This is a genomic window from Agromyces kandeliae (genome assembly GCF_009674665.1).
In the GTDB taxonomy this organism is placed as follows: Bacteria; Actinomycetota; Actinomycetes; order Actinomycetales; family Microbacteriaceae; genus Agromyces; species Agromyces kandeliae.
Map to the genome: position 1 here is coordinate 288,234 of NZ_WKJD01000019.1, position 14,185 is coordinate 302,418.

The 14,185-nt window shown below is 72.7% G+C and carries 10 protein-coding genes; 5 read left to right on the forward strand and 5 right to left on the reverse strand.

All coding sequences use genetic code 11. The features are described from left to right. Nucleotides 1-57: 57 nt before the first annotated feature. From GJR97_RS15290 to GJR97_RS15305, 4 genes are all read right to left on the reverse strand, one after another. A complete protein-coding gene (locus GJR97_RS15290) occupies nucleotides 58-849 on the reverse strand; it encodes a hypothetical protein (RefSeq protein WP_154347607.1) in 792 nt (263 codons plus the stop codon). 227 nt (nucleotides 850-1,076) lie between these two features. Continuing rightward, nucleotides 1,077-1,790 (reverse strand): hypothetical protein, encoded by a 714-nt coding sequence (locus GJR97_RS15295; protein WP_154347608.1) that lies wholly within the window; start codon nucleotides 1,788-1,790, stop codon nucleotides 1,077-1,079. A gap of 88 nt (nucleotides 1,791-1,878) precedes the next feature. Then, nucleotides 1,879-3,018, reverse strand: coding sequence for a tRNA 2-thiouridine(34) synthase MnmA (mnmA, locus tag GJR97_RS15300; RefSeq protein WP_154347609.1), 1,140 nt, complete (start codon nucleotides 3,016-3,018; stop codon nucleotides 1,879-1,881). 50 nt (nucleotides 3,019-3,068) lie between these two features. After that, nucleotides 3,069-4,304: a cysteine desulfurase family protein gene (locus tag GJR97_RS15305; protein WP_154347610.1), complete on the reverse strand. Its 1,236-nt coding sequence runs from the start codon at nucleotides 4,302-4,304 to the stop codon at nucleotides 3,069-3,071. Nucleotides 4,305-4,354: 50 nt separating this feature from the next. Here GJR97_RS15305 and glgX point away from each other — a divergent pair, with 50 nt between their 5' ends. Genes glgX through GJR97_RS15320 form a run of 3 tightly spaced genes read left to right on the forward strand, consistent with a single transcriptional unit; the run spans nucleotide 4,355 to nucleotide 7,196 of the window. Then, nucleotides 4,355-6,529 (forward strand): glycogen debranching protein GlgX, encoded by a 2,175-nt coding sequence (glgX, locus tag GJR97_RS15310; protein ID WP_154347611.1) that lies wholly within the window; start codon nucleotides 4,355-4,357, stop codon nucleotides 6,527-6,529. Then, nucleotides 6,529-7,026, forward strand: coding sequence for a Cys-tRNA(Pro) deacylase (gene ybaK, locus GJR97_RS15315; protein WP_154347612.1), 498 nt, complete (start codon nucleotides 6,529-6,531; stop codon nucleotides 7,024-7,026). Before glgX ends, ybaK begins: the two co-directional genes overlap by 1 nt. Before the next feature lie 11 nt (nucleotides 7,027-7,037). Then, nucleotides 7,038-7,196 (forward strand): hypothetical protein, encoded by a 159-nt coding sequence (locus GJR97_RS15320; protein WP_154347613.1) that lies wholly within the window; start codon nucleotides 7,038-7,040, stop codon nucleotides 7,194-7,196. Between the two features lie 82 nt (nucleotides 7,197-7,278). On the opposite strand, the gene glgP is transcribed toward GJR97_RS15320, so the two are convergent. Further along, nucleotides 7,279-9,843, reverse strand: coding sequence for an alpha-glucan family phosphorylase (gene glgP / locus GJR97_RS15325; RefSeq protein WP_324613575.1), 2,565 nt, complete (start codon nucleotides 9,841-9,843; stop codon nucleotides 7,279-7,281). A gap of 120 nt (nucleotides 9,844-9,963) precedes the next feature. Here glgP and GJR97_RS15330 point away from each other — a divergent pair, with 120 nt between their 5' ends. Both GJR97_RS15330 and glgB read left to right on the forward strand, forming a co-directional pair. Next, complete coding sequence (locus GJR97_RS15330) at nucleotides 9,964-11,979, forward strand: maltotransferase domain-containing protein (protein WP_324613576.1); 2,016 nt, start codon at nucleotides 9,964-9,966, stop codon at nucleotides 11,977-11,979. Further along, nucleotides 11,976-14,183 carry a 1,4-alpha-glucan branching protein GlgB gene (glgB, locus tag GJR97_RS15335; RefSeq protein WP_154347615.1) on the forward strand — a complete coding sequence of 736 codons (2,208 nt, stop codon included), beginning with the start codon at nucleotides 11,976-11,978 and terminating at the stop codon, nucleotides 14,181-14,183. The genes GJR97_RS15330 and glgB overlap by 4 nt, the downstream gene beginning before the upstream one ends. The last annotated feature ends 2 nt before the right edge of the window (nucleotides 14,184-14,185 follow it).

Consider the following 14,185-nt stretch of genomic DNA (forward strand, 5'->3'; position numbering starts at 1 on the left):
GCGGATCGGGGCGCGCGGATCCCCCGCGCGCCCCGAGCGTCGTCGACGCCTCGTCGACTACATGCCGAACCCGGCCGCGTCGACCTTGCGGTGGTAGCGGGTGCCCGCCTTGCCGCCGAGGATCGCGCCGCCGAGGGTGACGACGACGAGGAGCAGCAGGGTGACGATGCCCGCCACCGTCAGCTCGCCCTCGTTGACGGGGATGCGGGGGAAGGTGTTGAGCGTGGCGAACACGTCGTAGCGCGTGCCGGCGAGCGCCGCGATCGCCGCGCCGACGACCGCCATGACGATCGCCCACAACCAGACCGCGATGCCCTGCTTCAGCCCGTTGAAGCGCGCCATCCGCCCGGCCACGTAGCCGCCGGCGAAGTAGGCGACGAACAGGACCACGAGCAGGGCGATGGCCCCGATCACGCCGATCGTCTGCGGGTCCTCCGCGACCGCCTCGTCGACGGCGGCCTCGACGTTGCCGAGTCCGAGCGCGGCTCCGGTGCCCGCGAGGAGTGCGGTGAGCAGTGCGCCCAGCCCGAGCGCGGTGAGCCAGCCGAAGAACGCGGCGCCGAACTTGATGCCGCCGAACCGCTCGCGCTCGCGGTCGATGACCGCGGCCCGCACCGCTGGGTCGGCGACGAGACGGTCGTCGCGCACCGCGTGCCGGTCGGCCGCGTCGGCGCGGTCGGACTCCGCGGCCCGCTCGTCGAGCTTGCGATCGTAGGCCGCGGTGCGGCCGTCGGCCCGATCGTCGCGGACGCCGTCGCCGTCGGCGTCGACGGGCCGGTCGGCGGGCGCCGTTCCCGTGCGCGGATCGCGGTTCGGATCGTGTCCCGGGCGGTCGGTCGAGGTGCTCATGATGTGGTCCCCTCTCGTGGTCGTCGCCGAAGGAGGATGCCCCTTCGGCGCGCCTGCGACCCTACGCGGGACCCGCGGGACGTGCGCAGGCCTTGACAAACGCCCCGATTCCGCACTCGCCGCGTGCAGCGAACGCCCAGCGAGCGTTCAGGCGTCGACCGGGATGCCCCGCGTGACGGCGGATGCCGCCGCGCGTGTCGCCCGGTCGAGGGAGGAGGCGCGCCCCCTCAGCCGTCGAGCCCGACGCGGTCGACGCGCCGATGGAACCTCACTCCGACGATCCCGCCCAGCACGGCGCCGCCGAGCGTGATCGCGGCGAGGGAGGTCGCGGCGACGACGCCCGCGACCAGCAGGGCGTCCGGCGGCACGGCGAGGCTCGGGAGCGCCGCCGTGGCACGCGCGAGGAGGTCGTACCGGTCGTCGAGCAGCACGGCGCCGATGGCCGCGGCGATGGCGATCACGATCCCCCACACCCACACGGCGAGGCCCTGCGCGACGCCGCTGAAGCGCGCCATCCGCCCCGCCACGTAGCCGCCGCAGTACGCGGCGGCGAGCACGATGACGAGCAGGACGCCGACGACGACCCAGCCCACCGTGGTCGACTCGAGCGGGCCGATCCCGCCCGTCGCCCACGGATCGGGGAACGCTCCGACGCCGAGCAGCGCGTCCGCCAGCACCAGCATCGCGACCAGCCCGGAACCCGTCGCGGCGGCCACCAGCATGCCGAAGAAGCCCGCGCCGACCTTCGGCCCGCCGAACACCTCGGCCTGGCGCTCGGCGACCTCCTCGCGGCCGACGGGCGGCGGGTCGACGAGGCCGTCGAACCCGTCGGGGCCGGAGTCGATGACCTCCGTCGCCCGCGTGGCGGGCGGCGGGTCGAGGTTGCGGAACGGGTCTGCGACGTCGTTCGCCGGGACGGCGGGATACGGCGAATAGGTCATGTCGACTCCTCACGGCACGTCGCCGGGGGATGCGACGCCACCGAGCCGACCCTACGCGATCCGCCCCCCGAATGGGGTACAGATTCGATCAGGCGTCGACGGGGACCGCGCTCACCGTGCGATCGATCGTGCACTGCCCGAGCACCCGCGTACCCACGTACACGACCGCCGTCTGCCCCGGAGCGACGCCATCGAGCGGCGTCTCGGGCGTGATCACGAACTCGGCGGAGCCGGCGGCATCCGTCGCCACCCTCGCGACCGCGGGCACCGGGTCGGCGTGCGCCCGGATCTGCACCTCGCAGTCGAAGGCGTCGCCCTCGGCGGCGACCAGGCCGGATGCCACGGGGTCGGCGCCCGCCCACGAGAACCGCGCACCGGCGATCCCGGCGACCGCGAGCGCCTCCTTCGGGCCCACGACCACCGTGCGCTCCTTGGGGCGCACCTCGAGCACGAACCGCGGCTTCCCGTCGGCCGCGGGCGTGCCGAGCCGGAGCCCGCGTCGCTGGCCGACCGTGTACGCGTGCGCGCCCTCGTGCGCGCCGACGACGGCGCCGGTCCGGTCGACGATGTCGCCGGGCGCGGTGCCGACCTTCTCGGCGAGCCAACCCCTGGTGTCGCCATCGGAGATGAAGCAGATGTCGTACGAGTCGGGCTTCTGCGCGACCGACAGGCCGCGGCGCGCGGCCTCCTCGCGCACGAGCTGCTTCGACGGCGTGTCGCCGAGCGGGAAGTACGCGTGCGCCAGCTGCTCGGCCGTGAGCACGCCGAGCACGTAGCTCTGGTCCTTCGCCTCCGCGCTCGCGCGATGGAGCTCGCGCCGGCCCGCGGCATCCGTCGTGATCTTCGCGTAGTGCCCGGTGGCGACGGCGTCGAAGCCGAGTGCGAGCGCCTTCTCGAGCAGTGCGGCGAACTTGATGCGCTCGTTGCAGCGCATGCACGGGTTGGGGGTGCGGCCCGCGGCGTACTCGGCGATGAAGTCGTCGACGACGTCGGCCTTGAACCGCTCCGAGAAGTCCCACACGTAGTACGGGATGCCGAGCACGTTCGCCGCGCGCTGGGCGTCCATCGAGTCCTCGATGGTGCAGCAGCCGCGGCTGCCCGTGCGGAGCGTGCCCGGCATGCGGCTGAGGGCGAGGTGCACGCCGACCACGTCGTGGCCGGCCTCGACGGCGCGCGCGGCCGCGACGGCGCTGTCGACGCCGCCACTCATCGCTGCCAGGACCCGCATGGGCTCAAGTCTACGGAACGGCCCCTGAGCGGATGCCGCGCGGGCCGCGGTCAGCGGTCGAAGCTCGTGACCCGGTCGGCCATGCCGGCTCGGGTCGCGCGCTCGACCGCGGTCGGGAGAACCTCGAGGAATGCGTCGACGTCGGCGTCGGTCGTGGTGCGCCCGAGCGTGATCCGGAGCGCGCCGCGCGCCTCCGCCTCGGTGCGGCCCATCGCGAGCAGGACGTGCGAGGGTTCGGGCACGCCGGCCTGGCACGCCGACCCGGTCGAGACCGCGACGCCCGCGGCATCCAGCAGGAACAGCAGCGAATCGCCCTCGCACCCGGGGAACGAGAAGTGCGCGTTGCCGGGCAGCCTCCCGGCAGGATCGGGGTCGCCCGAGAGTCGCGCGCCGGGCACGGATGCCGCGACCCCGGCCACGAGTCGGTCGCGCAGGCGAGACATCCGCTCGTCCTCGGCCGCCGCGTGCGCTGCCGTGGCGCCGGCCGCGGCGGCGAACCCGGCCGCCGCGGCGACGTCCTGCGTGCCGGAGCGGATGCGTCGCTGCTGGCCGCCGCCGTGCAGGAGCGGCTCGATGCGCGTCGACCGGTCGAGCACGAGCGCGCCGATGCCGACGGGCCCGCCGACCTTGTGCGCCGAGACGCTGACCGCGACGAGGCCCGCGCCCGCGGGGGCGGCGGTCTCCCGCCGGATCGCGTGCAGGTCGACGGGCACGTGCCCGTACGCGGCGATCGCGTCGACGTGCAGCGGCACGCCGGCCCGCGCGCACAGCTCCGCGACCTCGCGCACCGGCTCGATCGTGCCGACCTCGTTGTTCGCCCAGAGCATCGTGACGAGGGCGACGGATGCCGCGTCGCGCCCCAGTTCGGCGGCGAGCGCGTCGAGACGGAGTCGCCCGAGCCCGTCGAGGGGCGACTCGACGACCTCGGCGCCGTCCATGCCGGCGAGCCACTCCACCGTGTCGATCGTGGCGTGGTGCTCGCCGCCGGGGAGCAGGATGCGGCGGGCGGACGCCTCGGCGCGGCGACGCCAGAAGAGGCCCTTGATCGCCAGGTTCACCGCCTCGGTGCCGCTGCCGGTGAACACGACCTCGATGGGATCGGCGCCGAGCGTCGCGGCGACCTGCTCGCGCGACTCCTCGAGCAGGCGCTTGGCGTGCTGCCCGGCGCCGTGGATCGAGGCCGGATTGCCGACGAGCCGGAGCGCGTGCGTGACGGCGTCGATCGCCTCGGGCCGGAGCGGCGTGGTGGCGGCGTGGTCGAGGTAGACGGGGTCGCGGCGGGGCATCGAGCACCTCCTGACCGGGAACCGGTTCCCCACGAACTACTGTAGTTCGCATGTCTCCGGCCGATCCGCTCCACGACCTGGGCGTGCGCACCGGACCCGGCGGCGGCACGATCCGCGTCTGGTCCGAGCACGCGACCTCCGTGGACCTCGAGGTGTTCTCCGCCGAGGACCTGGACTGGGCCGTCGAACGACTGCCGCTCATGCGCGGCGCGGACGGCGTGTGGGAGGGGACGTCGGCCGCGCTCGTGCCGGGTGCCCGGTACGGCCTGCGGGTCGACGGACCCGCCGGGCTCGAGCACGCGTTCAACCCCGCGCACACGCTGCTCGACCCGTGGGCCAAGGGCCTGCACGCGGCGGCGGACGGATCCTGGCGGGGGGTCGTGCTGGACTCGCTCGCGTCGGAGGGCTTCGACTGGGGCGGCGTCGGCAAGCCCTTGGTGCCCCTCGACCACACCGTCGTCTACGAGGCGCACCCGAAGGGGTTCAGCCGGCTCAACGAGCGCATCCCGGAGCCGTGGCGCGGCACGTACGCCGGCCTCGCGCACGATGCGTCGCTCGAGTACCTCACGGGCCTCGGGGTCACGACCGTCGAACTGCTGCCGGTGCAGGCGTTCGTCGCCGAGGAGCGGCTCGTCCGCCAGGGGCAGGTCAACTACTGGGGCTACAACACGCTCGGCTTCTTCGCGCCGCACGCGCCGTACGCGAGCGCCGAGGCGCAGGCCGCCGGGCCCGAGGCCGTGCGGCGCGAGTTCGCGGGAATGGTCAAGCGCCTGCACGAGGCCGGCCTCGAGGTCGTGCTCGACGTCGTCTACAACCACACCGCGGAGGAGGGGCGGCAGGGGCCGACGTACAGCTTCCGCGGCATCGACAACTCCTCGTACTACCGGCACGACGCGCACGGCCGCTACGTGGACACGACCGGCTGCGGCAACACCCTCGACTTCGGCCACGACGCGCCGATGCGCCTCGTGCTCGACTCGCTGCGGTACTGGGCCGACGAGCTGCAGGTCGACGGCTTCCGGCTCGACCTCGCCGCCACGCTCGGCCGTGACGCGCTCGGCGCCTACTCCCCCCACCATCCGCTCCTCGCGGCGATGCTCGCCGACCCCGTGATCGGGGCCGGCAAGCTCATCGCCGAGCCGTGGGACGTCGGGCCGTTCGGCTGGCAGACCGGCAACTTCGCGCCCGGCTTCAGCGAGTGGAACGACCGCTACCGCGACCGGATGCGCGACTTCTGGCTCGGCGACCTGCGACGCGAGCGCCATGGCGAGCACGGCAGCGGCATCGGCCGCTTCGCCACGCGCCTCGCGGGTTCGTCCAACACGTTCGCCGCAGAGCGCGGCCCGCTCGCGAGCCTGAACTTCATCACCGCGCACGACGGCTTCACGCTCGCCGACCTCACGGCCTACGACGTCAAGCACAACCTCGGCAACGGCGAGCACAACCGCGACGGCGCCGATCACAACAACTCGTACAACCACGGCGTGGAGGGGCCCACGGACGACCCGGGCGTCGTGTCGGCGCGGCGCCGGAGCATCCGGAACCTGCTCGGCACGCTGCTGCTCTCGGCCGGCGTGCCGATGCTCACGGCCGGAGACGAGTACGGCCGCAGCCAGCGCGGCAACAACAACGCGTACTGCCACGACTCCGAGCTGACCTGGCTCGCGTGGTCGGCCGACGAGCGCGACGCCGCGATCGAGGCGACGACCCGGCACCTGCTGCGACTGCGCCGCGAGCACCCCGCGCTGCGTCCCGTGCGCTACGGCCGGTTCGGCGAGCGCGTGCCGAGCGCCTCGCAGATGGACTGGTACAACGCCGACGGCGAGACCATGACGATCGAGCACTGGCACGACCCGTCGCAGCGGACCCTGCAGTTCCTCGCAGCCTCCACGCCCGAGTTCGAGGGCTTCAACCGCATCCTCCTCGTCGTGCACGCCTCCGAGCGCGAGGTCGAGGTGCTGCTGCCTTCGCACCCCGGGGTCGACGACTACGAGCTGCTGTGGGATTCGGCCGTCGACGAGCCCGGCGACGAACTCGGCGCGCGCCACGAGCCCGGTACGCGCCTCGTGATGGCCCCGCAGTCGATGCGGCTCTTCCGCGCGTCGGGCGAACCGGCTCCGGTGCTGGTCGACGCCGCGGCGGGTTCGCTCGGCGCGGGCGCCGACGAGGCCGACGACGCCGGAGACGGACGACGCGCCGGCGAGGCACCGGAGCCCGCGGCCTGATGGCGAGGCGAGCGGATGGCACGCCCGGCACGCCCGCGACCGTCGCGCTGACGCGCGCGGGGATCCGCTTCACGGCGCACCCGTACGACCACGATCCGCGCGCCGCCGCCTACGGCCTCGAAGCGGCCGAGAAGCTCGGCATCGAGCCGGAGCGCGTGTTCAAGACCCTGCTCGCGAACGTCGACGGGGCGCTCGCGGTGGGAATCGTCCCGGTCTCCGACCAGCTCGACCTCAAGGCGCTGGCGGCCGCGCTCGGGGGCAAGCGCGCCGAGATGGCCGATCCGTCGCTCGCCGAACGGAGGACCGGCTACGTCGTCGGCGGGATCAGCCCGATCGGCCAGAAGGTCGCGCTGCCGACCGTGCTCGACGAGACCGCGATCCTGTTCGAGACGATCCTCGTCTCGGGCGGTCGCCGCGGCCTCGACCTGGAGCTCGCGCCCGACGACCTCATCGCGGTGACCTCCGGTCGCTACGCCGCGATCGCCCGCGCCCGCTGATGGCGTTCATCATGGCGTTCCTCGAGTGGAGTGCGGCCGTCGGGATCGTGCTCTGCATCCCGTTGCTGATCCGCGCCTGGCGGGCCGAGCTGCTTCGCGGCGACGACCCGCAGTTCCGGGCGACGGGCGTGTTCCCGCGGCTCGTCCGCGCGCTGCGTCGCGACCGCTGAGGTGCGCCGGCACGTCGTCGGACGATGCGCGCGGACGCGCCGTCGGCACACCGGCGCGCCGCCCGATCGGTCCGACGAACGCTCAGTCGGCGGCGGCGACGAGCCCCAGCTCGGCCGGCGAGACGAGCAGCGGATGCCGCGGCACGACGCGCACGGTGTACCCGAACGCCCCGGCCCGGTCGAGCGTGACCGTGCCGACGTAGACGCAGGTCGCGGCATCCGTCGTCGACGTCCCGTCGGGCACGAGTTCCGCGACACGAGCGTCGTCGATGCGGTCGTCGCCGTGCGAGTGGCCGTAGACGACCTCGACGGACACCTCGGACTCGGTCAGGGCGCCCAGCGCGACGTGCGCGCGGAGGTGGAGTTCGTCGCCGACGTGCGGCGTCGACTCGAGGCCGCCCGACTCGACGTGGGCCACGTCCACGCCCGGCCACGCCGCTCGCACGTGCGCGACCCATGCCGCGAGCTCGCGCGCCGGCTTCGCCCCCTCCGCACCGACCACTGCGGCGTGCTCGGCGGCCGGGCGGTACAGCCGCTCGACGTACTCGCGCACCATCCGGTCGGCTCCGAGTTCGGGCGAGAGGTGCGCAAGCGTGCGGCGCACGCGCGCCATCCACTCGGTGGGCACGCCGTCGCGGTCGCGATCGTAGAAGAGCCGCGTGATCCGGTGCTCGATGAGGTCGTAGAGCGCGGATGCCTCGAGCCGGTCGCGCTCGGCCTGGTCGCCGGCAGCGTCGGCGGTCGGGATCACCCATCCGTGGTCGTCGGCGGCGTACTCGGCCCACCAGCCGTCGAGGATCGACAGGTTGAGCGCGCCGTTCATGGCGGCCTTCATCCCCGACGTGCCGCACGCCTCGAGCGGTCGGAGCGGGTTGTTCATCCAGACGTCGCAGCCCGGGTAGAGGAGCTGGGCCATGCCGATGTCGTAGTCGGGCAGGAAGACGATGCGCTCGCGGAGTTCGGGCCGCTGCGCGAACTGCACGAGGCGCTGGATGAGCCGCTTGCCCTCGTCGTCGGCCGGGTGCGCCTTGCCGGCGATCACGAACTGGACGGGACGGTCGGGGTTGGTGAGGATCGCCGCGAACCGGTCGGGGTCCTGCAGCATGAGCGTCAGTCGCTTGTACGTCGGCACTCGGCGCGCGAAGCCGATCGTGAGGACGTCCGGATCGAGCACGCGGCGCACCCAGTCGGGCGCCACCGCGCCGCCGTGCTGGTCGGCCCAGGCGCTCGTGAGTCGGCGTCGGGCGTCCTCGACGAGCTGGAGGCGCATGCCCCGCTTCACGCCCCAGATCTCGGCGTCGCTGACCGCGGCGCTCATCCAGTCGGCGTGCTCGGTGTCTCCGGTGCCGAGCCGCTCCTCGGCGAGCGAGAGCAGCGCGGGGTCGGTCCACGTCGGTGCGTGCACGCCGTTCGTGACCGACGTGATCGGCACCTCGTCGGCGTCGAAGCCGGGCCACAGCTCGCCGAACATGCGCCGGCTCACTTCGCCGTGCAGCTTCGAGACGCCGTTCGCACGCTGCGCGAGCCGGAGGCCCATCATCGCCATGTTGAACGCGCTGTCCTCGGCGGGCACGCCCGGTTCGAGGCCGAGCGGGAGGGCGTCGGCGGGGTCGATCCCGGGCAGCAGGCCCGACTCGAGGTAGCTCGCGACCAGGCCGCGATCGAAGCGGTCGATGCCCGCGGGCACGGGCGTGTGCGTCGTGAAGACGGTGCCGGCGCGCACGAGTTCCAGCGCCTCGGCGAAGGAGAGCCCGTCGCCGATGCACGCCGAGATGCGCTCCAGTCCGAGGAACCCGGCGTGCCCCTCGTTCATGTGGAACACGTCGGGGAAGTGGCGGCCGGTGAGCCCGCTCCAGGCGCGGATCGCGCGGACGCCGCCGATGCCGAGGAGGAGCTCCTGCTGCAGTCGGTGCTCGCCTCCGCCGCCGTAGAGCCGGTCGGTCACCTGGCGGAGGTCGTCGTCGTTCGCCGGGATGTCGGTGTCGAGGAGGAGCAGCGGCACCCGGCCGACCGCGGCCTGCCAGACTCGGGCGTGGAGGCTTCGGCCGCCGGGGACCGCGAGCGTGACCTGCACCGGCGTGCCGTCGGCGCGGCGCAGCACCGACAGCGGGAGGCCGTCGGGATCGAGTGCCGGGTAGCGCTCCTGCTGCCAGCCGTCGGGCGCGATCGCCTGCGAGAAGTACCCGGCCTTGTAGAACAGGCCGACCGCGATGAGCGGCACGCCGAGGTCGGAGGCGGCCTTGAGGTGGTCGCCGGCGAGGATGCCGAGGCCGCCGGAGTACTGCGGCAGCGCCTCGGTGATGCCGAACTCGGGTGAGAAGTACGCGACGGTCCTCGGCGACTCGGCGCCGAGCGACTGGTACCAGCGCGGCTCGGACACGTAGGCGCGCAGGGCGTCGCGCTCCCGTTCGGCCCAGGCGATGAAGCCCTCGTCGGCCGCCAGTTCGTCGAGCCGCCGCGCGTCGACATCGCCGAGGAACGCGATGGGATCGCGCCCCGAACGGCGCCAGCCCACCGGGTCGACGTGCTCGAAGAGGCGCCGTGTCGGCTCGTGCCACGACCAGCGGAGGTTCGCGGCGAGCTCCTCGAGCGCGGCGAGCTGCGGCGGAACGACGGCGCGGACGGTGAACTTGCGGATCGGCTTCACGGGGTCCACCCTACGCAGCAACGTGTGTCCGGAATATGAACGGATGCCGGGGCACCGCCGAGTCGCGCAGCGCCCTGCAACCCGGTATCGGTCGGATCGCATCCGCGCTACGGTCGGAGCGTGACGAACCGCGCAGTTCGAGCCGGCCGGATCCCCGTGACCCGGCTCACCCCCGCCCTGCCCGACCCGCGATGGAACCCGAAGGCGTTCTCCGGGGAGGTGGTCCCGTTCCGCGCCACGGTGTTCCGCGAGGGGCACGACCTGGTCGGTGCGATGCTCGTGCTCACGAGCCCGTCGGGCGTCGCGACGCGGCACCGGATGTCGGCGCTCGCGCCGGGCACCGACGGATGGGAGGCGCGGGTCCGCCTGGACGAACTCGGCACCTGGCACTGGCACGTGACGGGCTTCGGCGACGAGATCGGCACGTGGGTGCACGACGCGGAGCTGAAGATCGACGCAGGCGTCGACGTCGAGCTCATGTACGAGATCGGCGCCCGTCTCGCCGAGCGCGCCGCGAAGGACGCGGGCCGCCCTGCCGCGGTGCGCAAGCGACTTCGCGCGTACGCGGCGACGCTGCGCGACGCGGACGCAGACGCGACCGCCCGTCGCGCCCTGCTCGAGGATCCCCTGCTGGAGGAGTTCCGCTCCCGCCCGCTCGCCCGCTTCACGACCGACTCCGAGGAGCACGAGATCCTCGTCGAGCGGCGGCGCGCCGGAGTCGGGTCCTGGTACGAGTTCTTCCCACGGTCGGAGGGCGCGCGGCAGCTGAAGAAGGACGGCTCGTGGAAGTCGGGCACCTTCCGCACCGCGCAGCGACGACTCGACGGCGTCGCGGCGATGGGCTTCGACGTGGTCTACCTGCCGCCGATCCATCCGATCGGCTTCTCGTTCCGCAAGGGACCGAACAACACGCTCACGCCCGGGCCGTTCGATCCGGGCTCGCCGTGGGCGATCGGCGCCGCCACCGGCGGCCACGACACGGTCCACCCCGAGCTCGGATCGCTCGCCGACTTCCGGGCGTTCGTGCGCCGCGCCGCCGCGCTCGGAATCGAGATCGCGCTCGACCTGGCACTGCAGGCCTCGCCCGACCACCCGTGGGTGACCGAGCACCCCGAGTGGTTCACGACGCTGCCGGACGGCACGATCGCCTATGCGGAGAATCCGCCGAAGAAGTACCAGGACATCTATCCGGTCAACTTCGACGACGACTTCGAGGGCCTCGTCGACGAGGTGACGCGCATCGTGCGGCTCTGGATGAAGCAGGGCGTGCGGATCTTCCGCGTCGACAACCCGCACACGAAGCCGCTGATGTTCTGGGAGCGGCTCATCGGGGACATCAACGCGACGGACCCCGACGTGGTGTTCCTCGCCGAGGCGTTCACCCGTCCCGCGATGATGCAGGCGCTCGCCATGGTCGGCTTCCAGCAGTCGTACTCCTACTTCACGTGGCGGAACACCAAGGCCGAGCTCGAGGAGTTCCTGACGAGCGTGTCGCAGGAGACCGCCGACTTCATGCGGCCGAACCTGTTCGTGAACACCCCCGACATCCTGACCGAGTACCTCCAGTTCGGCGGTCCGGCGGCGTTCACCGTGCGGGCCACCATCGCGGCGACGGCGGGGGCGACGTGGGGCGTGTACTCGGGCTTCGAGCTGTTCGAGTCCGTCGCGCGGCCGGGCGCCGAGGAGGCGATCGACAACGAGAAGTACGAGTACAAGCCGCGCGACTTCGCCAAGGCCGAGGCGGATGGCACGTCGCTGGCGCTCTACCTCGGGATCCTGAACCGCATCCGCGCCGACCATCCCGCGCTCGGGCAGCTCCGCAACATCCGCTTCCACTACAGCGACGACGACTCGGTCCTCGTGTACTCCAAGCACCTCGAGGGCCGCTTCATCGAGGGCCGCGGTCCCGACGACCACGACACGATCCTCGTCGTCGCCAACGTCGACCCGCACTCGGTGCGCGAGACGACCGTGCACCTCGACCTCCCGGCGATCGACCTTCCCGGCGGCGGCACGTTCGAGGTCGAGGACCTCGTGACCGGCGAGCGCTGGGAGTGGGGCGAGCACAACTACGTGCGGCTGGACGCGTTCACGCAGCCGGTCCACATCCTCCGAGTGATTCGAGGCGCGGAATGACCGACACCACCCCCCTCCAGGCACCGCCCGTCCCCGACGAGCTCCTCCGCGCCGTCGCCGAGGGCCGCCACCACGACCCCCACCAGGTGCTCGGGCAGCACGGCTTCGAGACGCCCGGGGAGCCGGGCGCGCACACCGTGGTCCGCGTGCGGCGACCGCTCGCGGCATCCGTCACCGCCCTGCTCGACGACGGCGCCGAACTCCCGCTCGCGCATGCCGGCCATGGCATCTGGGCGGGTGCCGGAGCGTTCGGGCCGACCGGGTACCGGGTTCGCGCGCGCTACGACGACGGCACCGAGTGGACCGCCGACGACCCGTACCGGTACGCGCCGACGATCGGCGAGCTCGACCTGCACCTCATCGAGGAGGGCCGGCACGAGGAGCTCTGGACGGTGCTCGGCGCGCACCACCGCGAGTTCCCGTCGGTCACGGGGCCGCTCCGCGGCGTCTCGTTCACGGTCTGGGCACCGCGCGCCCGCGCCGTGCGCGTCGTCGGCGACTTCAACCGGTGGGACGGCCTCGGCCACGCCATGCGGAACATGGGCTCGAGCGGGGTCTGGGAGCTCTTCGTGCCCGACGTCGAGCCGGGCTCGTCCTACAAGTTCGAGATCCTGGCCCAGTCCGGCGAGTGGATGATGAAGGCCGACCCGATGGCGCGCCGCGCCGAGGTCGCCCCCGCGACCGCGTCGGTCGTCGCGACGAGCGGGCACGACTGGGCCGACGGCGAATGGATGTCGCAGCGCGCGCATCGGAACCCGCACGAGCTGCCGATGAGCGTGTACGAGCTCCACCTCGGGTCATGGCGGCCCGGCAAGGGGTACCGCGACATCGCCGACGAGCTCATCGAGTACCTCCAGTGGCTCGGCTACACGCACGTCGAGTTCCTGCCCCTGGCGGAGCATCCGTTCGGCGGATCCTGGGGCTACCAGGTGACGGGCTACTACGCGATCACCAGCCGGTTCGGCTCGCCCGACGACCTCAAGTACCTGATCGACCGGCTGCACCAGGCGGGCATCGGCGTGATCATGGACTGGGTGCCCGGGCACTTCCCCAAGGACGAGTGGGCCCTCGCCCGCTTCGACGGCGAACCGCTCTACGAGCACCCCGACCCCCGCCGCGGCGAGCAGAAGGACTGGGGCACGCTCGTCTTCGACTACGGCAACCCGCGCGTGCGGAACTTCCTCGTCGCGAACGCGTTGTTCTGGCTGGAGGAGATGCACATCGACGGCCTGCGGGTCGACGCCGTGGCATCGATGCTCTACCTCGACTACTCGCGCGAGGAGGGCGAGTGGATGCCGAACTGGTACGGCGGTCGCGAGCACCTGGAGGCGATCGGCTTCCTGCAGGAGGCGACCGCGACGGCCTACAAGCGCAACCCCGGCATCGTGATGATCGCCGAGGAGTCGACGAGCTGGCCGGGCGTGACCGCGACGACCTCGTCGGGCGGACTCGGCTTCGGCTACAAGTGGAACATGGGGTGGATGCACGACACCCTGCAGTACATCCAGCGCGACCCGATGTACCGCTCGCACCACCACGGCGAGCTCACGTTCTCGTTCCTCTACGCGTTCAGCGAGCACTTCATCCTGCCGATCAGCCACGACGAGGTCGTGCACGGCAAGGGCTCGCTCGTGCGCAAGATGCCCGGCGACCACTGGCAGCAGCTCGCGAACACGCGCGCCTACCTCGCGTACATGTGGGCGCACCCCGGCAAGCAGCTGCTGTTCATGGGGCAGGAGTTCGGGCAGCTCTCCGAGTGGAGCGAGGAACGCGGCCTCGACTGGTGGATCCTCGACCAGCCGAGCCACCGCCAGCTCGCCGAGCTCGTCGGCCGGCTGAACCGCACCTACGCCGAGACGCCCGCGCTCTGGCAGCTCGACGACGACTCGGCGGGCTTCGACTGGGTCGAGGGCGGCGCGGCCGAGATGAACGTGATCGCGTTCCTCAGGTACGACCGCGACCGTCGGCCGCTCCTGTGCATCGTGAACTTCGCCGGGAACCCGCATGACGGCGTGCGCCTCGGCCTGCCGTTCGCGGGGCGTTGGCGCGAGGTGCTGAACACGGATGCCGCGGAGTTCGGCGGCTCGGGCGTCGGGAACCTCGGCGGCGTCGACGCGACCGACGAGCCGTGGGCGGGCAAGCCGGCCTCGGCCGTCTTCACGCTGCCGCCGCTCGGCGCGCTCTGGTTCACGCCGGAGGGGTAGCC